The organism is Lacicoccus kunmingensis DSM 17847, assembly GCF_059568765.1.
Genome location: NZ_JCANUC010000001.1, coordinates 329,526 through 353,270, shown reverse-complemented (window position 1 = coordinate 353,270; position 23,745 = coordinate 329,526). Strand labels below are relative to the sequence as shown.

Here is a 23,745-nt window from a genome sequence, read left to right as displayed (position 1 = left end):
ATGGAAAAAACTAAGTTTGGCGGTCAGGCAGTCGTCGAAGGCGTAATGTTTCAGTCCGGAAACGACATGGTCACAGCGATACGCAGAAACAATGATGAAATTGAATACTTTGAAATGAAGCGACCCCAGAAGAACTGGGTGCAAAAATTAAAGAAAATACCGATTTTACGCGGAAATGTTGCCATCATCGAGTCGAGTGTTTTCGGCATGAAGCATATGGAATACGCGACAGACCGCTATGAAAGAGATCCGGAAGATGATGTTCAGATAGAGTCCGAGAAACAGTCTGCGAACATGGCTAAAATAGTATTATCCACCGTCCTGGTCGGGATACTGTCTTTTCTTATCGGCAAATTTTTATTTACGCTCATTCCCGTTTTCGTAGCAGAACTTTTTTCAGGCATCATAACAAGCCATTTCGGACAAGTCGCTCTGGAAACCTTTTTCAAACTGCTGCTGCTTCTCGGATATATTTATGCAATTTCATTTACACCGATGATCAAGCGGCTGTTTCAGTATCACGGAGCCGAACATAAAGTCATCAATACATTCGAGTCTGATAAGGAATTAACAGTAAATAATGTACAGGAACACTCAAGGCTGCACTACAGATGCGGCAGCTCATTCATTTTATTTACAGTACTGGTCGGTTTTGTCGTTTACATGTTCGTACCTGTAGACCCTTTCTACGTTAGAATACTGAACAGAATATTATTAATACCTGTCGTTTTAGGGTTATCATTTGAAGTGCTGCAGTTGACCAATAAATTAAGGGATATCCCGGTCCTGAAGTGGCTCGGACTCCCGGGGTTATGGTTACAGTATCTGACGACAAAGCAGCCCGAGAATGACCAGGTTGAAGTGGCAATCCATTCATTCAATCAATTATTACGGAGGGATAAAGCTTGAAGAAAATTTTGCTCTACTTGTTTATAGCCGTTGCCATCATTGGGTTGATATTTAATCTTGATATGGTTATGAATATGATTCTGAGCTCTCTCATTTTCATATTGGTGCTCGGCGCTGTCCTTTACGGGATATATTACTTCTTTATACAGACACCGAGCCAGAGGAAATATAAACGGGCACTCAGAAAGTCCAGAAGAAAATACAGAAAGAAATAGTTGAAAGCATCCGGCCGGATGCTTTTTTTAATGGATGCGTATTTTACCCGGCAATGCTTCAACCATCGTCATAATACTTATTAATGCTTTTAATGCAGATTCATTTCACCATTACGAAACTTCTTCCTTCAGTTCCCTCTTTTAAATTATATAAAAGTTAATTATAATGTTAGGTGTGCATGTATTTATGAGGAGGACGAAAATTGGATACTTGGTTAATTATATTAATCGTATTAGTTGTACTCATCGCTCTGTTATTGGTCAATGGTATTCTTAACATGAGAAATGTTAAGTCATTGCCGGAAGACGAATTTAAAAAAGATATGAGAAAAGTACAATTGATCGATCTGCGGGAAAAAGAGAAATATGAACACGGTCATATTCTTGGGGCAAGAAACATACCGATGATGAACCTGTCGATTAAAATGGGTTCATTGAGAAAAGACAAACCTATCTATTTATATGACCAGACAGGCAGGCTTTCAATCCGGGCTGCCAAGATGTTGAAGAAAAAAGGATATACAGATGTATACATGCTGAAAAATGGAATCAGTAAATGGACAGGTAAAATCAAGTCTAAAAATAAATAAAAGCAATTCTCCAATGAATGGAGAATTGCTTTTTTAATTTCTGATTCAATTAGTTTTTATGAAATGGTGCCTTAACGAATTTAGCTTCTACATCTTTGTTACGTATTTTGATGATGAACTCTTTTTCAAGTTCATGGAAGTCTGTATCGACCATCGCAAAACCGATTGAACGTTTTGTAGCTGGTGACTGTGTACCACTTGTCACTACACCAACCTGGTTGCCTTCTTTGTCAAACACTTCATAGCCTGTACGTGCGATACCTTTGCCCGTAATTTCAAAGCCTTGAAGTTTACGCTTTGCGCCTTCTTCTTTTTGCTTCTGTAATACATCTTTACCGATGAAATCACCTTTGTCGACTTTTACAGCGAAGCCCATTTTTGCTTCAACCGGTGTGATTTCTTCAGTCAGATCCTGACCGTGAAGTGGCAGTCCGCCTTCAAGTCTTAAAGTATCACGTGCACCAAGACCACATTCTACAGCGCCTTCTTCTTTGAACAATTTCCAAAGTGCTACAGTATCTTCGCTCTTACAGTAGATTTCAAATCCATCTTCACCTGTATAGCCTGTTTGTGAAAGAATTACATCTTTGCCGTCAACTTTGTAATCTGTTCTGAATTGGAACATTTTGATATCGCTGATATCTTCTTCAACGTGCTTTTGAACCATTGCTCTTGCATTCGGTCCCTGTACAGCAATCTGGCCGTATTCAGGAGATACGTTCTCAACTTTTGCGTCGAAACCTTCGATTGAGTTCAACCACTCAAGGTCTTTATCAGTATTACCCGCGTTCACAACAAGGATATACTCATCTTCACCTAATTTATAAGCAACTAAATCATCGATTACTCCACCTTGTTCATTACACAGGAAAGTATAATGTGCTTTAACATCCGTGAGTTTAGTGATGTCGTTTGTAAGAACATGGTTTAGAAACTGCACAGCTTCTTTACCTGAAACTTTGATTTCACCCATGTGACTTACATCAAAGATTCCTACATCTTCTCTTACTGCATTGTGTTCCTCTTTGATGCTCGTGAATTGTACGGGCATTTCCCAACCACCAAAATCAACAAGTTTTGCACCACTTTCATGATAATATTCATTCAATGGTGTTTTCTTTAATTCAGCCATAAATTGTTTTCCTCCTTAAAATAAATGAAACAGAACAACTGATTCGTTGCCCTGTTGAGTAACCTTCAGGAAAGCGTCACAATACTGTTCTTTTGCCTGAGAGATTCACCTGTTAGGGCTTGCTCCTTCGGCGACGACTCAACGTGCTCTCCAGTATTGATCATACGCAAAATGTTGCTGTTCCAACAATATACGTCCTCATTATATCAATAAGTCGAATTGTTAGGCAAGCTTTAACATTCCTATTGTCATCAGTTGCTGCCAAGACCTTCCATTTCCAGCAGTATCGCTTCTATCTCACCTATATCCAGGCTGGCATCTACCTGATAGTTTGAAGTTTCTTCATAGAATTTCAGCCGCGAATCGTATAATGCTTTAGTAGCATCATAACCGTTTTTCAGCATCGGCCGTCCTTCATCATTTTTAACTCGTTCATATAGTAAATCAAACGGCGCTGACAGAAAATAAACATTATGATTGTTATTTTCTTTAAGAAGGTTTCTAGATTCTTCGTATGTAATGATGCCGCCGCCTGTGGAGATAACGACATCAGTGCTTTCGATCACTTCTTTCAATGACTCCCTCTCAATCTCTCTGAAGCCGCTCTCCCCGTCCGATTCGAAAATCTCAGGAATCGGTCTGCCAGCCTGTTCGACGATATAGTGGTCGAGATCTATGAATTTTTTACCTGTACTATGTGCCAGAAGTTCACCTACCGTCGTCTTACCACTGCCCATAAAACCTGTTAAAATCATATTTTCACCCTGTTCCGATTATTCTATTGATGTAATTCTCATAAATGAGTATTAAATTTGTTCTGATTTCAATCACCATCATGTACCTATTATAGAAGTGGTAATAAACAGATATCAAATAAATTAATATGATGTAGAGTGAAAAACTGATAAAGCCGTCATTGTTTAATAAGAATTTTTTCATCGAATTCTCCATCGGTTTTTATTTTAATTTTTATAAATTTCTTTTCTTCTGTAATCTCCCATGTCGTCACACCAAACAACATCGTAATAAATCCTTCTTTATTTATACTTTTTATAATTCTTGAATTATTAAGCTGATATTCTATTTTTCCGGCTTCTGTTTCAAAAGTAATCGACTTCTTATCATCTATCTCAACTTCATTAGAAGACCTCGACGTTTCAACAATGTCCATGATGAAGATGTCCCCCTCAAGATCTGTGTCTATCATTCCAAATTGTGAAAAGACGCCGAATGTTGCCGGTAAGATAAATGCAATCAGACTGATTACTGAAAGTGAAAATAGTGTTTCCAAATAAGTAAAGCCATTATTTTTTAATGCTGACGCAAAGACTTCCATCAATTTTGTCACAAATCTCACCCTGCCTCACCAAAAATTTATCATTATCTTTTTTAAAACTTTCAAAAGTTTCATAACCCGATAGTGAAATGTACACCTCTCGGTTAAATTTCAACTGTGATTGACTGGTACTGTCAAACTGCACGAGAACGAGCAGTGCAGGCAGCAGTATGTTCGTAATTATTAACAGAGTCATCAGCGATAGCAAAGAATCCACCAATAGAAACCCATCATTGTTCAATTCTGAATTGTCCTTTTTGAATTTGAAATACAAATCGAACAGCCTCCCCGCTGCAGTTTAAGATTACCGATCCAAACGCATTTGTATTACCTGATGAAAGATAGTTGAATCTTTTAAGACCACCGCTCTTCAGACTGCATGTCGTCAATTGATATTCATAAATATCTTCACGGTCCTGGGAACGGACGACTAATTTATTATTCGCGTGATCGATTAAAACAGTATGTACCTTTTCCTGATGAATACTTCTCGTCTGTGCCGCTTTAAAAAAGTATGAAATATTGCTGATTTCATTTTCTTTATCACCGCCGTTGTAGTCAGGTATCGTATTGACAGAGATAAGTAGAATGACGCTGAGCACAAAAAGTGTCAGCATCATTTCAATCATTGTGAACCCTTTAACTTCCAGTTCCTGATCCTTCTTTCTGTGCCTCTCCGTTTATAATCGTAATTTTTACGCCATTGGCACATTCTATCTGATCCGCTGTGATATATCCTTTACCAGTAAGGGCACTAATATCGGCAGGGTCTGATCCTTCATTTAATTTATAAGCCTGAATCTGGCTCTGTACCATCTTCACTTGAGCATCACATCCTGTGTCCTGAACATTTGAACTCTGAGCGGCGATATTCGGAATGATGAGTATGATCAGTACTGATATCACCAGCAGTACCAAAAGCATCTCAATCAACGTAAATCCATCTTCATTTTTAATAATTTTTTTTATAAATAGTTTTCTCATTGTAAATCTCCTTTTTAGTTTAATGTAGACATCATCTGAAAAATCGGCAGCATGATGACCAGATACAGACAGACGATCAGCACTCCCAAAATGCTGAATATAACCGGCTGTATTCTCTTGGTTAAGTTTTCGATGCGCATGATTATTTTTTCGAGAGTGTACTCACTGAAAATAACAAGCTCTTTACCTACTTCACTGTTTAACTCTCCGTGACTGATGAATACGGATAATTTTTCATCCAGTATTGGAATGTCTTTCACCGCCGCCGACATTGAGTTGCCCTGGTTGAGTTTCTGTTCTATTTTAATTGCAATGTAGTTTAAGTAGTCGCTTAAAGATTGGTTTTTGAATAGCCCGATAATCTCTTTTACTTCCAGCCCATTATTTATAAAATAGCCGAACTCTCTTGAGAACCTGTATGTGTGGTAATGGACCACATAAAATTTTAACAGCGGCACCTTAAGTAAAATTCTGACCTGCATTTCAACCGGCGCAAATTTTATTATCAGGACTATGACAACGGACAACAGAGTAAATGCTGCTATCAATCCGATAACGATGTTGGGAAGCAGCTCAAGCATGACTGTAAGTACACTGACAATCCCCTCCGCCTCAGTACCTATGGAATTGTAAAGTGACTGGAACTGCGGAATGACTGTATAATTTAAAATGATCAGCATCACGATGAAGATGCTGACCAGAAGAAGCGGATATTGTATTGACTTAATCAGTTTTGAAAAGGTCTGCCGTCTGTTATCGAGATAAAGGGCAGATTCCTTCAAGTTATTAATCATCTCCCCATGAATCTCAGCAAAGGTGACCTGGATGATAATCGATTTTCTAAAGCCGAGCATTTTTAAAATATCGCTGAGCTTTTCTCCACTATCTATAAGATGCTCTGCCTCCTCTTTTGTAGTTGTTTTTAAAACATCATACTGTTCAATTAAAAATCTCAAAGCATCATACATGGTAAAACCATTTTCCATCAATGTGCTTAGTTTTAATAAAAAGTGACCGTCATAGATACCGAGTTTATTTGAATTTTTGATTGTAATATGAAAATTCTTCATCATTTAAATGTCCTTCATTTTTAAGTGTCAGTAACTGGTGATTCAAAGTTTTGTAATTCACCTGTCTGTCAAGCAAATAATCATTGATGTCAGCAGCAGTTAAATATTCATAAATGATAAAACTTTTCGACTTCGTATGGATTATTCTCTGGTTCACTATTAATGAGATACTTTGTTTAAGTTCCTCATCATATAAATCAAAATCTTTCAGCCGGCTGATTGTGCTCACAGCAGACTTACTGTGAAAAGTACTGAATACAAGATGTCCTGATAAACTCGCACGAATGAGTTCTCTCGCAATGGTTTTGTCCCTTATCTCACCAAACATTAAAACATCCGGATCACATCTCAAAGCTCCTCTTAACAAAGGTTCATAAGATATATTGGCCTTATCGTTGATTTCCACCTGTACCATGCCATCAATTTCATATTCGATTGGATCTTCTATACTTATGATCTGTCTCGAACCTTCCTTTACAACTTCATTGATCAGGTTGGACATCAATGTGGATTTTCCTGAGCCTGTCGGTCCCGTAAACAGAATCAGACCTTGTGACAGCTCCATATAATCTTTAAAAAAATCAAATTCCTTATTATTTATGAATAATGATTTGGCAGGTCGCTTATCCAGTGCATCCAGTATTCTGATCACTACGACTTCATCCATCAGTGTTATCGGCAATGTACTGACTCTTAAAGCAAAATCCTCATTGTTAACTTTTAAAGTTGTTTTTCCACTCTGAGGGATTTTATGTTCATTAATATCAAGTTCAGCGATAAATTTTAAGAAATTCACTAATCGCTTAAACTCTTCTTTTGATATTTCCTGAAAATCAGTCATCTTGCCTTTACGCCGAAATTTAATTCTGCCACACTCGCTTTCGAGTATAATATGAATATCAGTGGCATTAATTTCCTGTGCATTTTCTAAAATGGTTATAATTTTATTTTTCATTATTTTCCCTCCTACTATATATAATCCTAAAAACTGCGATTTTGATTTTTTCTGACTTAATTTCACACTTTTTGGATTTCTGTATATATAAAACGGAAGTATTACAGTATAATGTAATTTATTACCATGAAATTTAATATAAAGCCTATTTACTTTAAGAAATAGATTATCTATAATTAGTAGTGATGAAATGTTTATAAATATTTACTTCGATGAAAGGACTGGTCCGATGGATAAGGTATTTAAAACTTTAGGTTTCTGGACAGCGATGTTTAGTATTCTGTTCTATGTGGGCGACATGATGGAAATGACATTATTCTTCCTTGCTCAAACAGGATTCTTCGTCTTACTTGGATATATGAAATTGACTGAGAGAATGTATATGTATGTTTTTGCAGCATATTTAGTATTCTTCTTCGTTGGATTTACATACTACACAACGTTTATAATGGAGCCGGCATTCGGCTAAAAAACAAAGAAGTTCAAACCGAAAGGTTTGAACTTCTTTTGTTTGAATTTAAAATATATAAGGATTTGTCTGCTTTTCATTCTCAATGGAAGTCGCGTTTCCGTGACCCGGATAAACTGTCGTCCCGTCATCCAGTTTAAACAGTTTATTTTTAATCGAGTTCATCAGCACATCGAAGCTGCCTTCAAGCAAATCCGTCCGGCCCACGCCTCCGTTAAAGAGCACATCGCCGGAAAATATTTTCTGTTCTTCCTTAAAATAAAAGCTTAAGCTGCCCGGTGAGTGCCCCGGTGTGTGAAAGATTTCAAAGTTAAAGCTGTGGACGGAATAATCACCCTCCTGAAGAATGACAGGTTCAATATCACTTTCAATCGGTTTTATTCCCATGGATACACGTTTAATTGACATATTCAAATTTGGATCGCCGATCCAATCCTTCTCTTCACTGGCCATATAGACCTGTGTATCATATTTCCTCTGTACTTCATCAAGTGCCCCTATATGATCATAATGAGCATGTGTCAGCAGGATACCTGCTACCGGCAGGTTAATCTCTTCGACAGCTCCGATGATTACTTCTGCTTCTGCGGCAGGATCGATAATCAGCACTTCTTCTCCGTTGGATATTATATAACAGTTTGTCCCAAGCATCCCCAACGTTAAAGTTTTTACATTCATTCAATCACTCCTAAAAATTCTTCTAGACAAGGTCCAATATTAATTATACAATAATAATGAGCTTAAAGAGAAATATGGGGGGTTTAGATAACATGCCTTTCTTAGATACAGGTGAACTATTTGAAATTGGCGGTGTTACGATTCGCATCGGTATCAATGCTTTAGCATTATTAATGATTATTGTTACTGCCTTTTCAATCTGGGGCATCGTAGGCGCACTTAGAGCAAGAAATTTATTGGCTGTAATCATGAGTATTGGTGCAACTCTTACATTTGGCTTCTTTACGGTGGCCACAATACTTACATACGGCTATCCGGAACTCGGAGCTTAAATTGTAAACTATAGAGATTAGGATTTCCTAATCTCTTTTTTATATTTATTAAGAGGAGAGAATGTTATGAGATATGTATTTATTACAGGGACTTCCAGAGGCCTGGGAAATGCATTGCTGGAAATGTTTCAGGAAGACCGGATCATCAGCATTTCGCGCAGTAAAGTGGAAACAGATTATCCCTTGTACAAAGAATTTTATATTGATTTTCTTGATGAGAAAAAACTTGAAAGTTCTGTGCAGGAAATTTTTGAATCAGTAGATGTTGAACCCGGTGACGATGTATTTTTCATCAATAACGCGGGCGTAATTGATCCGGTAAGTTCAGTTGCGAATATTAAAGCAGAAGAGTTTCTTAACAACTATAAAGTGAACGTTCTCGCCCCGGCATTATTTATGAAAGGCTTTGTAAACAAGTTTAAAGACCATCAGGGCGCCAAGCGTATACTTACAGTATCAAGCGGCGCAGCGTTGAATCCGACGGAAGGATGGGCCGCCTACTGCAGTTCCAAGGCTGCTGTAAACATGGTCAGTGATGTTCTGAGGCTTGAAATGGACCGTTTGAAGTATCCGATTTTCAGTGCAACGTTCCGCCCGGGAGTAATCGATACGGATATGCAGAGCAACATCAGATCATCTGAAGAGAATGAATTCCCCGATGTGGAACGTTTTAAAAAGTTCAAAGAAACAAATAAACTATATAATAAGAAAACAGTCGCATATGTTTTAAAAAGAGTAATAACCTCTGACAATTTTGCTTTCAGCGAAAGCTTCAGTATCAGCGACTTCTTATAAAAAAATAAAAGTAACAGCTGACAGCTGTTACTTTTTATATTGAGAAACTATTTTGGCCGCTCCGTAAATGCCTGCATCATTTCCGAGAGATGCAAATACGATGTCAGTACTGTCTACAGCAGGCGGAAATGTATGATTGCGGAACTGCTTCAATACTCTGGAACGAAGGAATTCGCCGGCCTGACTGAGACCCCCGCCTAAAATAATATGGGAAGGGTTGAGTGTCGCTGCGATATTGCTGATTCCAATCCCAAGATATGAAGTCATTTTATCCACCAGATATAAACTGAGCGGGTCCCCTTTTTCCGCATTTTCAAAAACCGCTTTGGCATTCAGGGAATCAGAGGATATCATACCGTCCAGTGCAGATTGCCGGTATTCATTCTGATATTTCTTTGCAAGATTCTTCAATCCAAGCGTCGAAGCGACGGATTCAAGACAACCTGTGCCCCCGCAATTGCATTTGAGATTTTCTTCAACCGCCACTTTAATGTGGCCGATTTCACCGGCTGAGCCACCTGTACCGTGGACAAGCAGACTGTTTACAATCACACCGCCGCCGACACCGGTACCAAGTGTGAACATGACGACATCTTCTTTGTTTTGCCCAGCGCCGAATGCCTGTTCACCTAAAGTAGCCAAATTTGCATCATTATCGACAATCGTCGGCACTCCGCTGATTGCTTCAAAGTCTTTCTTTATATCTTTATGACCATGCCAGTTTAAATTGATGGCACCATTCACTATGCCCGCTTCAAAATCAACCGGGCCCGGCACACCTAGACCTGCACCTGTACACTCATCGAGGGATAAGTTATGCACTGACAATTTTTCTTTAAATGAAAGATGAATATCTTTCAGTATATTGGCGCCTTCATCAGTGGTATCCGTCGATATCTGCCATTTTTCAATTAATTTCAAAGATGAATCAAATAAACCCAGTTTACAGGTAGTCCCCCCTATATCCGCCGCTAAAATCATTTTTCCTCATCCATCCTTTTGTTGATTATTAATATGCTGTTCAAATATTCCTCTTTACTGATCAATCCATTTCTGTGAAGCTCCTGAATTTCCATCTTCATCAGTTCCAGCCGATTGATCATATCTCTATCATAAACATAGCTTCCAAACCTCAGCAGTATGTCATTTATATATGTCAGATCTTTATTCAACTTCATCTAACTCCTCAATGATGAGCTCAAGATCAGGATCGTCCACATCACCGTTATATTGATTGACGACAGCCCTCATATCATCAAACTGCTGATTTTTACGTAATTCAATCAGCCTGTGTTTAACAATAACGTCATTCTGCTGGTCCATTTGGAAACTCAGGTCATAATACTCATCAGCCTTTTCATGTTCCCCTGCGTGCTGATATAGTGATCCAAGAGCATAATAAGTAAGCCCCGTCTCTTTATTCATTGCGAAGGTCTGATTCACCATATCCAGCGCACTCTCATAATTGCCATCCTCAATCGCATTCAACACCTCTGTCTCCATCGCCTGCGGCTCCCCTTCTTCAGGGGGCTGGATGAAGAACAAAGGCAGGACCGCTACGATGACAAAAGCGGCGATTGAGCCGAAATACCATTTCTTCAGTAATTTATTCGGATTGAAAATTAATCCGAGAAGCAGACCAAAGATCAGACCCCCGATATGTGCATAATGATTTACATTGCTGAAAAGTGAAGATAAGACAGCAATGACAATAAAAATCAAGGCAACCTGAAAAAGCAATTTATAGTTGAGTTTCTTATTCAGCATCAGATGGACTATGATAATACCGAGTAGACCGTAAATCGCACCGCTGGCTCCGAGTGAAACCGCATCCTGAAGAAACATCAGTGAAAATAGACTGCTGAGCATCCCGGTCAGTATATAAGCTGCGAGCAGATGCCATTTACTGTAGAGTGATTCTACAAACTTGCCAAGTACATATAATGCGGTGATATTGAACAGAAAGTGCTCCACGCCGCTGTGCAGGAAAGTGCTTGTCAGCAACCTGTAATAATCACCATTGGCAACCGCATGATAGCTGACTGCCAGATTATCGGTAATCTGTAATGAACTCTGGATGTACAGATAGAATAAATTCAACAGAAATATGACCAGGTTCACCGCGATGAGCATATATGTCATCGGAGTGTACTTAGTCAAATGTGTTTCGAGCGGGTGATTGGCCATCACCTTTTTAGCATAATAATTATTGCTTTTATTTGATTTTTGATTCATTTCCATTCTGTAAAAAGGATGGCTGATCAAACCTGTAAAACTGGTCAATCCTTTATGGGAAATCTTCAATCTGTCGTTTTTATCCTTTTCTTTAAATGGCTCGGCTGTTTTATAATAGCTTTTGACACTCTTAATATTGAAGCCGGCCATTCTTGAAAATTCATCGTGTCTGTTAAAGATATTATCCGACAGCAGTTTTCTTCTTTCTTCTGACAGTGGCTCCGGGTTAATGAGCATTACCGACTGTTTCTTTTTATTCTTCAGCCAGATGATTTTATTATAATCATCATAGTTAAAAAAAGAATAGTCGGTAAACCGTATCACTTCATAAGCTGGTTTCCATATATCAGACATAAGTCAACGCCCTGCTTCAGCATCTAATTTTCTGGTTGGTGTAATAATATAGTCTACAGGAACGTCATGAGATTCATGTTCGACAGTGCCGAACTGCTCATCAAAAATCACCGAAACTTTCTGTCCTTCGAAATCTGCAAGGAATTTATCATAATATCCACCGCCGTAGCCGATGCGGTAACCTTGCTCATCAAAGACAAGACCCGGTACAACCACGAGTTGAAAATCGTTTGTCTTTACAGTTGTAGGCGGTATTCTGATCCCCTTTTTATCCTTTAAAATATCTTCCATATTTGTGAATGGATAAAAATTCATCACTTTTGCTTTATAATCAACGACCGGGTTGTATACCTTTATGCCGTCTTCAAGCAATGTGGATATAATGCCGTCCGTATCCATTTCATGCGGCATTGATAACACAATGCCGACTGATGTAAAGTTGTTCACCTTGATATAGTTTAACAATTCTTCTTTAAGTATATTTTCTTGTTCCTTTTTGTAATCTTCATCCAGTTCAGATAAAGTGTTGATCATATTCTTACGAGATTCTTTTTTAGACATTTGCTGTCCCTACTTTCTTCTTTTATACCTCAAGTATCAATATACATAAGTTTATAACAAAATAAAAGTATCCCTAAGGATACTTTTATTCGAAACTAATCTATTTTCTCGATCTTTTCACCAGTTATTACAAAGTATACGTGCTCAGAAATGTTCTTCACATGGTCCCCTATTCTCTCCAGATACTTCGCACATAACTGACTCTGTCCTGATACAAACAAGTCACTGTCTTCAAATATATCAGAGGTCGTTACGTGTACAAACAGGCTGTCAATATCTTCATCCCGCTCATATACTTCTTTACATAAGGAGGTGTCCTGATCGATATAGGCTGTGTAGACATCTTTAAGCATCAGTGATGCCAGCTGTTCCATTGTTCTCAAACGGAGCAGTAATTTTTCATTAGTGATTTTAACACGTTTTCTTACCTCTGCTAAGTTACTGATGTTATCACTGATTCTTTCTAAGTCGTAAGCAATTTTAATACTTGAGATGATAATTCTCGTATCGGTTGCGACAGGCGCCTGTGTCGTTATTAAAGTCACTGCCTGTGTATTTATATTATACTCTTTTCTGTTCGCTTCAACATCTCCTGAGACCAACTCTCTTGCAGGTTCAATGTCATTCATGCTCAGCAAATTTGTTACGCCCTGCAGGCGGTCGTAGCAAAGTTCCCCCAAATCAATGACTTCATTGACCAGTGATTGTAATTCACCGGTAAACTTTTCCCTGTAGGACATACTTATCCAAACCTGCCGGATACATAGTCTTCGGTTCTCTGATCACGCGGATTTTCGAAGATGACTTTTGTTTCATCGTGTTCAACGACGTAACCTTGGTAAAAGAAAGCAGTTGTATCCGATACTCTTGCAGCCTGCTGCATATTGTGCGTTACTACAACGATGCTGTAGTCCTTTTTCAACTGCTGCATCAAATCTTCCACTTTAGTAGTCGAAATCGGGTCAAGTGCACTTGTCGGTTCGTCCATTAAAATGACATCAGGCTCTGTAGCAAGTGCTCTTGCAATACATATACGCTGCTGCTGACCGCCGGATAAGCCAAGTGCATTTTCATGCAGACGGTCTTTTACTTCATCCCATATTGCTGCGTCACGCAAACTCTTTTCAACAACTTCATCAAGTATCTTCTTTTTACGGATACCATGAACACGTGGTCCGTAAGCAACATTGTCATAAATTGACTTAGGGAATGGGTTTGGTTTTTGAAAAACCATACCGACCTTTGTTCTCAATTCTTCTACTGTGAATTTTTTTTCGAATATATCTTGATCACGGTAAAGAATTTCACCTTCGGTTCTAACGATTGGTACAAGTTCGACCATGCGGTTCAGCGCTTTTACAAATGTTGATTTACCACAACCTGATGGTCCGATAATTGCTGAAATTTCATTTTTATTGAAAGTCAGATTGATATCCTGCAGCGCATGATTATCTCCATACCATAAATTAAAATTGTTTGTTTTAAATATAGGTTCTCTGATGATTTCATTTTTAGTTTCACCTTGAGTTGTATCCTCCAAAGTAGCAGTCTCTACAGGTTTTGTGATTACATTTCTTTCTTTTATATTAGTCATGATTTATACCTCCAAATTAATATCGAATCGAGAATTTATTACGGATGAATATTGCTATAGAGTTCATTAACAACAAAATGACAAGCAGTACTATGATTCCGGCAGCAGCCAGATATTGGAACTCTTCCTGCGGCATTTTGATCCATGCATAAATCTGCATCGGCATCGCCTGGAAGGAATCCAGAACACTGTCAGGTGTAACTAGCAAAGTTGTCGGCACACCGATGACAACAAGTGGTGCTGTTTCACCTATCGCCCGTGATACCGCAAGTATGATGCCTGTGATGATACCAGGGATTGCGGCCGGTAAAATAATACGTGACACTGTCTGCCATTTTGTGGCGCCCATACCTATCGATGCTTCACGCACTGTTGACGGCACTGAACGAATCGACTCCTGGGAAGATACGACAATTACCGGCAGAATCATCAGCGCAAGTGTCAAACCTGCAGCGAGAACTGAGTTACCCATGGCCATCGCCCGGACGAACATGGCCAGACCTAACAGTCCAAATACTACCGACGGCACACCTGCCAAGTTTGAAATGTTAATTTTTATAAATTCAGTCACTTTGTTTTGAGGTGCATATTCTTCCAAGTAGAGTGCGGTTGCGACTGATACGAAAATTGCTACAGGTACAGTGACAATCATCAGCCATACTGACCCGATGATTGCTCCGTAAAAGCCTGCATCTTCAACTCGGGAGGAACTGAAATTTGATAAGAAATCCAAGTTTAAAAATCCTATTGCATCACTGAGAGTATCAACGATTAATGTCACCAGTACGACTAAACCAATCATTGTACATAAAAAGAACAACCATTTCATTGCCTTATTGAATGTCAGCCGTCCAGAGCGTTTTTTGGCAATCAGATTTTTATCTATAAGCTGCATTTAATATTCCTCCCTAAATCTTTTAGATACCCATTGGGAAATGATATTCATCGCAAATGTAAAGATGAATAATGTCATGCCCACTGCAAACAGACTGAAGTATAAAGATGATCCGTACGCTGCATCACCTGAAGTGATCTGAACAATAAAACCGGTCATTGTCTGCAGTGAGGATGTGATGTCCATGCTCGCGTTCGGTGTACTTCCTGCAGCGATGGAAACTATCATCGTCTCGCCGATTGCTCTGGAAACTGCCAGGACCACCGAGGCGATAATTCCGGAAACTGCAGCCGGCAGGACAACTTTAAATGTTGTTTCCAATTTTGTCGCACCAAGTCCCAGTGACCCTTCACGAGTTGAGTTTGGCACTGAACTCATTGCATCTTCACTTAAACTTGCAATCATCGGGATGATCATAATGCCGACCACAATACCCGCACTAATCGCATTATATAAAGATATGCCGCTGTACAATGATTGCAGTAAAGGCGTTACAAAGTTAATAGCGAAAAAGCCGTATACAACTGTCGGAATACCTGCTAATACTTCAAGTATCGGTTTAATAATTTTTCGTGCTCGTTCTGATGCATATTCACTTAAGTAAATTGCAGCACCCAAACCGATAGGCACAGCAAACGCTGTAGCGATGACAACAACTTTCAATGTACCCATCACAAGTGCCCATATGCCAAACTCTGGCTCTGAACTATATGGCTGCCACGTAGCTGAAGTAAAGAATCCTGTAAATGATTCTCTGCTGAAAAACTCCAGAGATTGTGAAATCAAAGTGTAAAGGATGCCGATGGTCGCTAAAACAGAAATAGAAGTGATGATTAATAGTAAGACAGGAATCAGTTTTTCAAAACCAGCGCCCTTATTTGATTTATTTTTTTCAATCATTTCCTGAATATTATAATTGCTCATGATTAGCCTCGCTTTCAGTGAAAAAGGACGGGCATGGTCCCCCGTCCATTGATACTATACTGTATTATTTTTAGTTGCCTGTATTTGGCAATTTATCATATTGTTCCTGCTGAGCATCCGCTTCAAGTGGAACATATCCAACCGCTTCAGCAGCTTCTCCTGAGTTTACGATTACATACTCAAAGAAAGTATGAAGTGTTTCATTATTTTCAAGAGCTTCGTTACTTACATAAGAATAAAGTGGACGAGCGAGTGGATATTCAAAAGACATAACGTTTTCGCTTGTCGGCTCCACTGCTTCTTCATTATCTGGTCCCTGAACCGGAACTGCTTTTAACGTATCCTGGTTTTCAAGGTAGAAAGCATAACCGAAGAATCCGATTGAATTAGGATCACCTACTACAGATGAAACCACCTGGTTAGTGTCCTGAATCAGCTGACCTTCTACACCTTCTTCGTCCATGACTTCTTCATTGAAGAAATCATGCGTACCGTGTGACTGGTCCGGGCCGTATGCTGTGATAGGCTCATCCGGGAAATCTTCACGTACATCTGACCAGCTTGAAGCTTCACCACTGTAAATAGTGTTAAGTTCTTCAAAAGTCAATGAGTCAACGAAATCATTTTCCTGATTGACAGCTACAGTCAACCCGTCAGTTGCGATTAAAATCTCACTGTACTCGAGATTTGCATCTTCAAGCTGCTGTTCTTCTTCTTCAGCAATGCCGCGTGATGCGTTAGCAAATTGGGCTGATTCATCAATTAATGCACTGAATCCGGAACCTGTTCCGTTACCGCCAAGTTCAACCGGTATGCCATAATCTGCGTTAAAGTCTTCAACCAATACGTTTAAAATCGGGAACACTGTAGATGAACCTTCACCAACAATCTGTTCATCATCTTCGTTAACATCACCTGTTACAGCAAGGTCACTGCCGCTTGATGCGTTCTCATCTTCAGAACCCTCTTCTTCAGTTGAAGTGTCCTCTTCTGTCGATTCTTCTTCAGAACCTTCTTCTGTTGACTTTTCTTCAGCTGAAGCATCTTCCTCTGTAGACTCTTCTGTAGAAGCATCATCTCCCGATTCTTCTGCAGACTCCTCAGACCCGCCACCGCCGCAGGCAGCAAGAATGAACATCAAGCTCATAAGTAAAGCTGATAAAAACAAGCTCTTCTTCATACTATAATTCCTCCAATGTCAATGTAGTAACTGGTGTTACATATATACAATAACGGTTGAATGTAAATGTGTAATTAACTAATTGTAAAGATTGTGTAAAGTTCAAAAAGCATGAAAAAAACCTTTTAGAATTTCTTCTAAAAGGTTAGTATTCGCCGTATTCAAGTTGTGGATAGAACCAATCTGTATCGTAATTGAACGGTGCCTCTTCATCATGGCCATATTCAAGTTCGTAAAATTTATTGATGACATCCGCCCCGAAATACTGTGCGGGGAAGAAAGGTATTGTATATGGCATATTAGGGAATATTACAGAAAATGCCATATCCGGGTCATCGTATGGTGCGTATCCCAGATAAGTCTGGTTAAATACATCCGTACCGTCTTTGTAAGTCTCCGCTGTTCCGGTTTTACCGGCAGCTTTCGGTTCCAGTTCATGATAGGCATCCCAGCCTGTACCATATCTGTCCGTCGACTGATCATGAGTATTGAATACATCATAAAAGCCGTTTTGCACCTGATCCCATTCCTCACTCGTAATGTCCACAGTATTCAGCACTGTAGGATTAAATGATTTCAGCACAGGACCTTCTTCATTCGTATTGCTGCCTCGGACCTCTTTTGCCAGGTTCAGTTTCATTCTTTCCCCTCTTGTGGCAATGGTGGACACATATTGGCTTAATTGCAATGCAGAGTAAGTGTCATACTGCCCGATTGACAAGTATAAGTAATTACTTGCAGGATACTGTCCAAAGTCAGGTGACAGCCCGGTCGCTTCATTCGGCAGATCAATTCCAGTGGAAACACCGAGTCCGAATTGATTCATGCCATTCCTGAGCGTTTGACCCGCTTCAGTAATATCGTGCGGCAATGACATATTGTCTGCATATTCCATACCCGCGAGACGAAGCGCTGTTTTGTACATGTAGACGTTGGACGATACCATGAGCGCTTCCTGGTCATCTATCGGAATTTGTGAATTTCGGTTGAAGAATGATGTTCTTGGATTATTATCGCCGCTGAAATTAAGCGGTTCGTCCAGCATGACTTCACCGGCTTCAAGAACATCCTCCTGATAACCTGTGATGATTGTCGCCGCTTTGGTAGAAGATCCCGGCACAAATGTGGAAGTCAGTGTTCCGTAATGATAATCCACGATATCGCCATCATCATCGATTTGTTTCCCTACCATAGCAAGGACGTCCCCGTTATCCGGGTCCTGTACCGCCAGCAGCACAGTATCCAGATGTTCCGGAATGATTGTATAATCTATATCACCGCTGACTTCATTTCTTTCATTGATTTCTTCTGCCATCTCTCTGAGTGAAGTTAAATGATGCTCTGCAAGTTCTTCCAGTTCAATCTGCAGTTCTATATCAATGGATAAATAAAGATCATCTCCAGGCTTGCCGTTCTCTACAGTTTCCTGACTGATAATCCGTCCGGATTTATCCGTGGAATACTTAACCTGCTCTTTCTCTCCCTGGAGAACATCTTCATACTGATATTCCAGGTAAGTTTTACCGACTCTGTCATTTCTAGAATATCCTCTTGATAAATAGTCTTCCAGGAGCTCTCTCGGCAGCCCCTCGTCAGGTGAAGAGATTTCACCGAATATGGTTTTTAAAGTGCCGTCATAAGGGTAATGCCTGTCCCAGTCCATACCTGTGGAAATACCTTCAAGTTCTTCGAGTGCCGAGTTGACACTTGCAAACTCTTCTTCTGATACATCCTCATTTTTGATGACGACCGGGTTCAACTCCGGTGCGTTCGCCATTTCGACATAGATACCTAAAGTATTCAAGTCCTCGTCTGTTAATATACTTTCTACAAATTCTTCATCTGCTCTATTATAAAATTCTTCATTAAAATCTGAACGGCTGATATTGCCATCTTCCAATAAAGTGAACTCATCGCTCATCAAAGAATTCATCTCCTCGGGATAGTTGTTGATGATGAAGTCCTGCTTATCCCTTAATGAAATCGAATCGACATCCATTTGTATGTACTCGCTCAGTTCAATAGCAACATCCATAATCTGCGAAGTATTCATATTTCGGTGCCTTGTAAAATAGATGGCCGGTTTGGATTCATTACCTACGAGCAGATTACCATTGCGGTCGTAAATTTCACCACGCGGCACACTTTGGTTTATTTCTACATATTGTGCGTTTTCAATTTCTTCCTGATATTCGTCACCCTGGACGATCTGAAGATAACCCAGCCTCAAAATAAGCAGCAGGCACAAAATGAATATAACTACGATTACAAGATTGATTCTGCTTTTTAACGTTTGTCTGTTAATTGCTTCAAGGCTCTTAACTTTTGCTCTTTTCAATAGACTTCATTCCTTAACCCATAAAAAATACTAACGTTATTTTATCATAGCAGAGAATTTATAGATATAAAAAAGACGGGAACGAAGTCCCGTCTTTTTATTAAAAATCATTATTTTGCATTTTTGTAAAGTTCGTTTACTTTGTCCCAGTTAACAACGTTCCAGAATGCTTTAAGGTATTCAGGACGCTTGTTTTGATACTTGAGGTAATACGCATGCTCCCATACGTCCACGCCAAGAATTGGTGTTTTACCATCAGTGATCGGGTTATCCTGGTTTGGAGTTCCTACAACTTCAAGTTCTCCGTTATTAACAACTAACCAAGCCCAGCCTGAACCAAATTGGCCAGCACCTGCTGCTTCAAATTTTTCTTTGAATGCATCCACTGAACCGAATTTAGCTTCGATTGCATCTTTTACTTCTCCATTTGCTTCAGAAGCATCAGGAGTTAACATTTGCCAGAACAGTGAGTGGTTGTAGTGTCCACCACCGTTGTTGCGAACTGCAGTTTTGATATCTTCAGGTACTGAGTTTAAATCTTTGATCACTTCTTCGATATCTTTAGATTCTAAGTCCGTGCCTTTCACTGCATCGTTCAACTTAGTGACATAAGTGTTGTGGTGCTTAGAATGGTGAATTTCCATAGTTTCTTTGTCAATGTGTGGTTCCAATGCATCGTATGCATAAGGTAATTCTGGTAGTTCAAAAGCCATAGTTAATTCGCCTCCAATAAGATTTTACATATTAAATATAACAATTCAGTGATAGAATAACAAATGAATTGTTTACCTTACTGGTATTATCATACCTTTGTATGAATGGTCTTAAACATTATGATTAAACAATACCGCTTTGATATAATAAAAAGATAAATTTAATAAAGCGAAGTAGTTACATTTCACGTTTAAATTTAGTATAATAACAAATGATTTAAGAAAGTATTTATATTAAGGAGTTTGGATATGTCTGAAATTATACATCGTACTAAAACACGACAGGTAAAAGTCGGCGACTTGACTATTGGCGGTGAAGACCAGATTGTCATTCAAAGTATGACAACGACGAAAACACATGATGTGGAAGCTACAGTTGCGGAAATACACCGTTTAGAAGAAGCCGGATGTCAGATTGTTCGAGTGGCATGCCCGAAAGAAGAGGATGCTTTAGCAATTCCTGAAATTAAAAAACAGATTAATATACCTCTAGTTGTAGATATACATTTTGATTATAAGCTCGCACTACTTGCTGTTGAGGGCGGCGCGGATAAAATCCGTATCAACCCTGGTAACATTGGGCGCCGTGAGCGCGTTGAAGAAGTTGTAAAAGCATGTAAAGCAAAAGGAATACCAATCCGTATCGGAGTCAACGCAGGAAGTCTTGAAAGACACATCATAGAGAAACACGGTTTCCCTACTGCTGACGGCATGGTGGAAAGTGCACTGCACCACATTAAGATACTTGAAGATCTTGATTTCCACGATATCATCGTTTCGATGAAAGCGTCCGATGTCAATCTTGCAATCGAAGCATATACAAAAGCGGCTAAAGCATTTGATTACCCACTGCACTTAGGTATAACAGAAAGTGGAACATTATTTGCCGGAACTGTTAAAAGTGCTGCGGGACTCGGCGCAATCATTTCACAAGGCATGGGGAACACGCTCAGAATTTCATTGTCAGCCGACCCTGTTGAAGAAGTGAAAGTTGCAAAAGAACTGTTGAAATCATACGGTCTTGCAAGTAATGCAGCGACACTGATCGCCTGCCCTACATGCGGACGTATAGAAATAGACTTGATTTCGATTGCCAACGAAGTTGAAGAGTACATCTCAAAAATCCAGGCACCGATCAAAGTTGCTGTACTTGGCTGTGCGGTCAACGGGCCGGGTGAAGCACGCGAAGCTGATATCGGCATTGCCGGCGGACGCGATGAAGGACTGCTCTTCATGCACGGTGAAACGGTCAGAAAAGTACCGGAAGAAACAATGGTTGATGAGCTTAAGAAAGAAATTGATATTTTAGCAGAAGCACACTATGAAAAAGAACGTAAAGCTAAAGAAGAAGCTGCAAGTAAATAAGACACAAAAGAAGGGATATTCCAAATGGAATATCCCTTCTTTTTATTTGCATACGGCACAGAGGCCGTAAAGCTCCACTTTATGATTTGTAATTTCCACATCTTCAAGTTCACTCTGCCACGTTTCCACCGGACAGTAGTGTATTACTTTGGTGTCCCCGCATTCTTCGCAGATGAAATGATGGTGGTGATGATCCGAACACGAAATTTTGAACTGCATCTCACCTTCGAAGTTGGTATTCTCCAAAACCTCAATTTCCTTTAAAGTATAAAGATTGCGGTAAATGGTATCGTAACTTAAAGTCGGATAGATTTTATGAAGCTGTTCCTGCACTTCTTTAGCACTTAAATAACGATCTTCTTTTAAAAATAATTCAATCATCGTCATTCTTTTTTCGGTTATTTTTAAACCATGATCTCTCAATCTGGTTTTATACTTCTTGAGCTCTGCTGCCATTTCTACTCACCCCTAATCGATTTAAAAAGATTGTTCCGAGCAAGATTAATATTGAGACTAAAACAATTGTACCGCCTGGAGAAATATTCAAGTGGAAACTTAGGAATAAACCGATGATTACAGCTATTTCACCAAAGATCACACTGACAATCATCAGTTGCCTGAAACTTGAAGTTATCCTCATAGCACTTGCTACAGGCAATGTCATCAGTGCGCTGACGAGCAGTATGCCGACAATTCGCATCGATGCACTGATGACCAGTGCCACGACAATGATGAAAGCAACATAAATCCATTTATTTATGTTCATGACATTTGCATACTCTTCATCAAATGAGACCATGAACAGCTCTTTATACAGAAAAAATATGAACAGGATGACTATGACGCCGATGCTGGCGATCAACAGCAGGTCATTGATGCTCACAGCACTGATACTGCCGAATAAATATCCGAACAGATCTTGATTAAATCCATCTGCCAATGATAGGAAAACGATACCTACCGCGATACCGAGGCTCATTATGATTGGAATCGCAAGTTCCTGGTAGTGTTTATATACAGACCTCAGCCGTTCGATTCCGAGCGCACCCATTATTGAAAATATAATTCCTGTAATTAATGGATTGATAGTGAAAGTAAATATAGATGACAGATAGACACCGAATGCGATGCCACCGAGAGTAACGTGACTTAACGCATCAGCGATCAAAGATAATCTTCTGATCACTATGAAAGTTCCAACCAGCGGAGCAATCAGTCCGGCGATAACACCGCTGATGAATGAATATCTGATAAATTCGTACTCAAACAGGGCTTGAATCATACACAGCACTCCCTATCGTGGTCATGACTGACGAGCTGCAGAGGAAAACCGTATATCTTGGACAGCTCAGCTTCTCCAAGGTTTTTGAATTCATGATTGGTTCCATGGAAATGCAGGTGGCCATTCAGACAGGCGACTTCATTCGCATGATCTACGACTACACCGATATCATGTGTCACTAACAGTATCGTGACGGACTGCTCTTTCAATTTTAAAAGAACATCGTAAAACTCTTTGACATGCTGGTTGTCGATACCGACTGTCGGTTCATCCAATACCAGTATTGAAGGCTGATTGATCAAGGCTCTCGCAATGAATACACGCTGGGTCTGACCACCGGATAATGAGGAAATATTTTTATCTTTCAGTTCTTGTATGTCCAGCAGTTCAAGTACTTCTTCCAACCGTTTTTTATCTTTCCGCGAAAACCTGTTGAACAGTCCTTTTTGTTTTGTCAGCCCGCTCAAAATCACTTCACTGACAGAAGCCGGAAAACCTTTGGCAAAACTGTTCGATTTTTGAGATACATAGCCGATTTCCTGCCAGCTCGCGTATTTCTGATAATTATCCCCTTTTATATAGATCTCGCCATCCTGAGGCTTGATCACACCGAGAATCAATTTGATTAATGTGGTTTTCCCCGAGCCGTTCGGTCCGACCAGAGCAACGAAGTCGCCTTTATCAATCTTTAAATTAATATTTTTCAGCGCCGGTGTATGTTCTAGTTTATCTTTATAAGTATATGAAATATTCTTTAATTCAAAGATTGGTTCAGACATTTATTTCGCTCCTTTAAAAATATAATCAATTTATTATAAAGTAATCATTACGATTTGTAA

General features: G+C 39.5%; 30 protein-coding genes and 1 riboswitch. Of the genes, 7 read left to right on the top strand and 23 right to left on the bottom strand.

Going from position 1 to position 23,745, the window contains the following annotated elements; genetic code table 11:
- From BO48_RS01830 to BO48_RS01820, 3 genes are all read left to right on the top strand, one after another.
- Window positions 1-909 carry a DUF1385 domain-containing protein gene (locus tag BO48_RS01830; protein WP_496365721.1) on the top strand — a complete coding sequence of 303 codons (909 nt, stop codon included), beginning with the start codon at window positions 1-3 and terminating at the stop codon, window positions 907-909.
- On the top strand, window positions 906-1,124 hold the full coding sequence (locus BO48_RS01825) for an SA1362 family protein (RefSeq protein ID WP_496365720.1): 219 nt from the start codon (window positions 906-908) through the stop codon (window positions 1,122-1,124). Before BO48_RS01830 ends, BO48_RS01825 begins: the two co-directional genes overlap by 4 nt.
- A gap of 203 nt (window positions 1,125-1,327) precedes the next feature.
- Window positions 1,328-1,714, top strand: a complete 387-nt coding sequence (locus BO48_RS01820) for a rhodanese-like domain-containing protein (protein WP_496365719.1) — start codon at window positions 1,328-1,330, stop codon at window positions 1,712-1,714.
- A gap of 49 nt (window positions 1,715-1,763) precedes the next feature.
- Here the strand turns inward: BO48_RS01820 and gcvT are convergent, their stop codons facing one another.
- The 8 genes from gcvT to comGA form a co-directional block, all read right to left on the bottom strand.
- Entirely contained in the window at window positions 1,764-2,846 is a 1,083-nt protein-coding gene (gcvT, locus tag BO48_RS01815) for a glycine cleavage system aminomethyltransferase GcvT (protein ID WP_496365718.1), read from the bottom strand.
- 74 nt (window positions 2,847-2,920) lie between these two features.
- A riboswitch (glycine riboswitch) is annotated at window positions 2,921-3,010 on the bottom strand.
- Window positions 3,011-3,097: 87 nt separating this feature from the next.
- Window positions 3,098-3,601, bottom strand: a complete 504-nt coding sequence (locus BO48_RS01810; protein WP_496365717.1) for a shikimate kinase — start codon at window positions 3,599-3,601, stop codon at window positions 3,098-3,100.
- Between the two features lie 158 nt (window positions 3,602-3,759).
- Window positions 3,760-4,194, bottom strand: a complete 435-nt coding sequence (locus tag BO48_RS01805; RefSeq protein WP_496365716.1) for a competence type IV pilus minor pilin ComGF — start codon at window positions 4,192-4,194, stop codon at window positions 3,760-3,762.
- Entirely contained in the window at window positions 4,151-4,378 is a 228-nt protein-coding gene (locus BO48_RS01800) for a hypothetical protein (protein ID WP_496365715.1), read from the bottom strand. Before BO48_RS01800 ends, BO48_RS01805 begins: the two co-directional genes overlap by 44 nt.
- Window positions 4,379-4,412: 34 nt before the next feature.
- A complete protein-coding gene (locus BO48_RS01795; RefSeq protein WP_496365831.1) occupies window positions 4,413-4,832 on the bottom strand; it encodes a prepilin-type N-terminal cleavage/methylation domain-containing protein in 420 nt (139 codons plus the stop codon).
- On the bottom strand, window positions 4,822-5,166 hold the full coding sequence (comGC, locus tag BO48_RS01790) for a competence type IV pilus major pilin ComGC (protein ID WP_496365714.1): 345 nt from the start codon (window positions 5,164-5,166) through the stop codon (window positions 4,822-4,824). Before comGC ends, BO48_RS01795 begins: the two co-directional genes overlap by 11 nt.
- Window positions 5,167-5,180: 14 nt before the next feature.
- Window positions 5,181-6,239, bottom strand: coding sequence for a competence type IV pilus assembly protein ComGB (comGB, locus tag BO48_RS01785; protein WP_496365713.1), 1,059 nt, complete (start codon window positions 6,237-6,239; stop codon window positions 5,181-5,183).
- Window positions 6,199-7,191: a competence type IV pilus ATPase ComGA gene (gene comGA / locus BO48_RS01780; protein WP_496365712.1), complete on the bottom strand. Its 993-nt coding sequence runs from the start codon at window positions 7,189-7,191 to the stop codon at window positions 6,199-6,201. Before comGA ends, comGB begins: the two co-directional genes overlap by 41 nt.
- 229 nt (window positions 7,192-7,420) lie before the next feature.
- Between comGA and BO48_RS01775 the strand changes: the two genes are divergently transcribed.
- The gene (locus BO48_RS01775; RefSeq protein WP_052257041.1) at window positions 7,421-7,660 is read left to right on the top strand and encodes a DUF2626 family protein; all 240 of its coding nucleotides are present in this window, start codon (window positions 7,421-7,423) and stop codon (window positions 7,658-7,660) included.
- Window positions 7,661-7,708: 48 nt separating this feature from the next.
- Here the strand turns inward: BO48_RS01775 and BO48_RS01770 are convergent, their stop codons facing one another.
- The gene (locus BO48_RS01770; RefSeq protein WP_496365711.1) at window positions 7,709-8,338 is read right to left on the bottom strand and encodes an MBL fold metallo-hydrolase; all 630 of its coding nucleotides are present in this window, start codon (window positions 8,336-8,338) and stop codon (window positions 7,709-7,711) included.
- 92 nt (window positions 8,339-8,430) lie between these two features.
- Here BO48_RS01770 and BO48_RS01765 point away from each other — a divergent pair, with 92 nt between their 5' ends.
- Window positions 8,431-8,670, top strand: coding sequence for a DUF2759 family protein (locus tag BO48_RS01765; protein WP_496365710.1), 240 nt, complete (start codon window positions 8,431-8,433; stop codon window positions 8,668-8,670).
- 66 nt (window positions 8,671-8,736) lie between these two features.
- Window positions 8,737-9,465: an SDR family NAD(P)-dependent oxidoreductase gene (locus BO48_RS01760; protein ID WP_496365709.1), complete on the top strand. Its 729-nt coding sequence runs from the start codon at window positions 8,737-8,739 to the stop codon at window positions 9,463-9,465.
- 27 nt (window positions 9,466-9,492) lie between these two features.
- Here the strand turns inward: BO48_RS01760 and BO48_RS01755 are convergent, their stop codons facing one another.
- The 11 genes from BO48_RS01755 to BO48_RS01705 form a co-directional block, all read right to left on the bottom strand.
- Window positions 9,493-10,446 (bottom strand): ROK family glucokinase, encoded by a 954-nt coding sequence (locus BO48_RS01755; RefSeq protein WP_496365708.1) that lies wholly within the window; start codon window positions 10,444-10,446, stop codon window positions 9,493-9,495.
- On the bottom strand, window positions 10,443-10,643 hold the full coding sequence (locus BO48_RS01750) for a YqgQ family protein (protein WP_496365707.1): 201 nt from the start codon (window positions 10,641-10,643) through the stop codon (window positions 10,443-10,445). Before BO48_RS01750 ends, BO48_RS01755 begins: the two co-directional genes overlap by 4 nt.
- Complete coding sequence (locus tag BO48_RS01745) at window positions 10,630-12,054, bottom strand: rhomboid family intramembrane serine protease (RefSeq protein WP_496365706.1); 1,425 nt, start codon at window positions 12,052-12,054, stop codon at window positions 10,630-10,632. Before BO48_RS01745 ends, BO48_RS01750 begins: the two co-directional genes overlap by 14 nt.
- A 3-nt stretch (window positions 12,055-12,057) precedes the next feature.
- Window positions 12,058-12,615 (bottom strand): 5-formyltetrahydrofolate cyclo-ligase, encoded by a 558-nt coding sequence (locus BO48_RS01740; protein ID WP_496365705.1) that lies wholly within the window; start codon window positions 12,613-12,615, stop codon window positions 12,058-12,060.
- Between the two features lie 95 nt (window positions 12,616-12,710).
- On the bottom strand, window positions 12,711-13,355 hold the full coding sequence (phoU, locus tag BO48_RS01735; protein WP_496365704.1) for a phosphate signaling complex protein PhoU: 645 nt from the start codon (window positions 13,353-13,355) through the stop codon (window positions 12,711-12,713).
- 2 nt (window positions 13,356-13,357) lie between these two features.
- Window positions 13,358-14,209, bottom strand: a complete 852-nt coding sequence (pstB, locus tag BO48_RS01730) for a phosphate ABC transporter ATP-binding protein PstB (protein ID WP_496365703.1) — start codon at window positions 14,207-14,209, stop codon at window positions 13,358-13,360.
- 16 nt (window positions 14,210-14,225) lie between these two features.
- Window positions 14,226-15,104: a phosphate ABC transporter permease PstA gene (pstA, locus tag BO48_RS01725; RefSeq protein ID WP_496365702.1), complete on the bottom strand. Its 879-nt coding sequence runs from the start codon at window positions 15,102-15,104 to the stop codon at window positions 14,226-14,228.
- On the bottom strand, window positions 15,105-16,031 hold the full coding sequence (gene pstC / locus BO48_RS01720) for a phosphate ABC transporter permease subunit PstC (RefSeq protein ID WP_496365829.1): 927 nt from the start codon (window positions 16,029-16,031) through the stop codon (window positions 15,105-15,107). It abuts the gene before it with no gap.
- A gap of 67 nt (window positions 16,032-16,098) precedes the next feature.
- Window positions 16,099-17,208: a PstS family phosphate ABC transporter substrate-binding protein gene (locus tag BO48_RS01715; protein WP_496365701.1), complete on the bottom strand. Its 1,110-nt coding sequence runs from the start codon at window positions 17,206-17,208 to the stop codon at window positions 16,099-16,101.
- A gap of 145 nt (window positions 17,209-17,353) precedes the next feature.
- A complete protein-coding gene (locus tag BO48_RS01710) occupies window positions 17,354-19,546 on the bottom strand; it encodes a peptidoglycan D,D-transpeptidase FtsI family protein (RefSeq protein WP_496365700.1) in 2,193 nt (730 codons plus the stop codon).
- 110 nt (window positions 19,547-19,656) lie between these two features.
- The gene (locus tag BO48_RS01705; protein ID WP_496365699.1) at window positions 19,657-20,259 is read right to left on the bottom strand and encodes a superoxide dismutase; all 603 of its coding nucleotides are present in this window, start codon (window positions 20,257-20,259) and stop codon (window positions 19,657-19,659) included.
- A gap of 249 nt (window positions 20,260-20,508) precedes the next feature.
- On the opposite strand from BO48_RS01705, the gene ispG reads away from it, so the two are divergent.
- On the top strand, window positions 20,509-21,624 hold the full coding sequence (gene ispG, locus BO48_RS01700; RefSeq protein ID WP_496365698.1) for a flavodoxin-dependent (E)-4-hydroxy-3-methylbut-2-enyl-diphosphate synthase: 1,116 nt from the start codon (window positions 20,509-20,511) through the stop codon (window positions 21,622-21,624).
- Window positions 21,625-21,666: 42 nt separating this feature from the next.
- Here ispG and BO48_RS01695 read toward each other — a convergent pair whose 3' ends face one another.
- Genes BO48_RS01695 through BO48_RS01685 form a run of 3 tightly spaced genes read right to left on the bottom strand, consistent with a single transcriptional unit; the run spans window position 21,667 to window position 23,685 of the window.
- Window positions 21,667-22,080, bottom strand: a complete 414-nt coding sequence (locus BO48_RS01695; RefSeq protein WP_496365697.1) for a Fur family transcriptional regulator — start codon at window positions 22,078-22,080, stop codon at window positions 21,667-21,669.
- A complete protein-coding gene (locus BO48_RS01690; protein ID WP_496365696.1) occupies window positions 22,055-22,906 on the bottom strand; it encodes a metal ABC transporter permease in 852 nt (283 codons plus the stop codon). The genes BO48_RS01695 and BO48_RS01690 overlap by 26 nt, the downstream gene beginning before the upstream one ends.
- Complete coding sequence (locus tag BO48_RS01685; RefSeq protein WP_496365695.1) at window positions 22,903-23,685, bottom strand: metal ABC transporter ATP-binding protein; 783 nt, start codon at window positions 23,683-23,685, stop codon at window positions 22,903-22,905. Before BO48_RS01685 ends, BO48_RS01690 begins: the two co-directional genes overlap by 4 nt.
- Window positions 23,686-23,745 lie beyond the last annotated feature (60 nt).

Bases quoted from the DNA above. Each gene is read 5' to 3' on its own strand.
- BO48_RS01830 (WP_496365721.1), top strand. From the start codon at position 1: ATGGAAAAAACTAAGTTTGGCGGTCAGGCAGTCGTCGAAGGCGTAATG.
- gcvT (WP_496365718.1), bottom strand. From the start codon at position 2,846: ATGGCTGAATTAAAGAAAACACCATTGAATGAATATTATCATGAAAGT.
- BO48_RS01810 (WP_496365717.1), bottom strand. From the start codon at position 3,601: ATGATTTTAACAGGTTTTATGGGCAGTGGTAAGACGACGGTAGGTGAA.
- BO48_RS01800 (WP_496365715.1), bottom strand. From the start codon at position 4,378: ATGACTCTGTTAATAATTACGAACATACTGCTGCCTGCACTGCTCGTT.
- comGC (WP_496365714.1), bottom strand. From the start codon at position 5,166: ATGAGAAAACTATTTATAAAAAAAATTATTAAAAATGAAGATGGATTT.
- comGB (WP_496365713.1), bottom strand. From the start codon at position 6,239: ATGATGAAGAATTTTCATATTACAATCAAAAATTCAAATAAACTCGGT.
- comGA (WP_496365712.1), bottom strand. From the start codon at position 7,191: ATGAAAAATAAAATTATAACCATTTTAGAAAATGCACAGGAAATTAAT.
- BO48_RS01775 (WP_052257041.1), top strand. From the start codon at position 7,421: ATGGATAAGGTATTTAAAACTTTAGGTTTCTGGACAGCGATGTTTAGT.
- BO48_RS01770 (WP_496365711.1), bottom strand. From the start codon at position 8,338: ATGAATGTAAAAACTTTAACGTTGGGGATGCTTGGGACAAACTGTTAT.
- BO48_RS01765 (WP_496365710.1), top strand. From the start codon at position 8,431: ATGCCTTTCTTAGATACAGGTGAACTATTTGAAATTGGCGGTGTTACG.
- BO48_RS01760 (WP_496365709.1), top strand. From the start codon at position 8,737: ATGAGATATGTATTTATTACAGGGACTTCCAGAGGCCTGGGAAATGCA.
- BO48_RS01755 (WP_496365708.1), bottom strand. From the start codon at position 10,446: ATGATTTTAGCGGCGGATATAGGGGGGACTACCTGTAAACTGGGTTTA.
- BO48_RS01750 (WP_496365707.1), bottom strand. From the start codon at position 10,643: ATGAAGTTGAATAAAGATCTGACATATATAAATGACATACTGCTGAGG.
- BO48_RS01745 (WP_496365706.1), bottom strand. From the start codon at position 12,054: ATGTCTGATATATGGAAACCAGCTTATGAAGTGATACGGTTTACCGAC.
- BO48_RS01740 (WP_496365705.1), bottom strand. From the start codon at position 12,615: ATGTCTAAAAAAGAATCTCGTAAGAATATGATCAACACTTTATCTGAA.
- phoU (WP_496365704.1), bottom strand. From the start codon at position 13,355: ATGTCCTACAGGGAAAAGTTTACCGGTGAATTACAATCACTGGTCAAT.
- pstB (WP_496365703.1), bottom strand. From the start codon at position 14,209: ATGACTAATATAAAAGAAAGAAATGTAATCACAAAACCTGTAGAGACT.
- pstA (WP_496365702.1), bottom strand. From the start codon at position 15,104: ATGCAGCTTATAGATAAAAATCTGATTGCCAAAAAACGCTCTGGACGG.
- BO48_RS01715 (WP_496365701.1), bottom strand. From the start codon at position 17,208: ATGAAGAAGAGCTTGTTTTTATCAGCTTTACTTATGAGCTTGATGTTC.
- BO48_RS01705 (WP_496365699.1), bottom strand. From the start codon at position 20,259: ATGGCTTTTGAACTACCAGAATTACCTTATGCATACGATGCATTGGAA.
- ispG (WP_496365698.1), top strand. From the start codon at position 20,509: ATGTCTGAAATTATACATCGTACTAAAACACGACAGGTAAAAGTCGGC.
- BO48_RS01695 (WP_496365697.1), bottom strand. From the start codon at position 22,080: ATGGCAGCAGAGCTCAAGAAGTATAAAACCAGATTGAGAGATCATGGT.
- BO48_RS01690 (WP_496365696.1), bottom strand. From the start codon at position 22,906: ATGATTCAAGCCCTGTTTGAGTACGAATTTATCAGATATTCATTCATC.
- BO48_RS01685 (WP_496365695.1), bottom strand. From the start codon at position 23,685: ATGTCTGAACCAATCTTTGAATTAAAGAATATTTCATATACTTATAAA.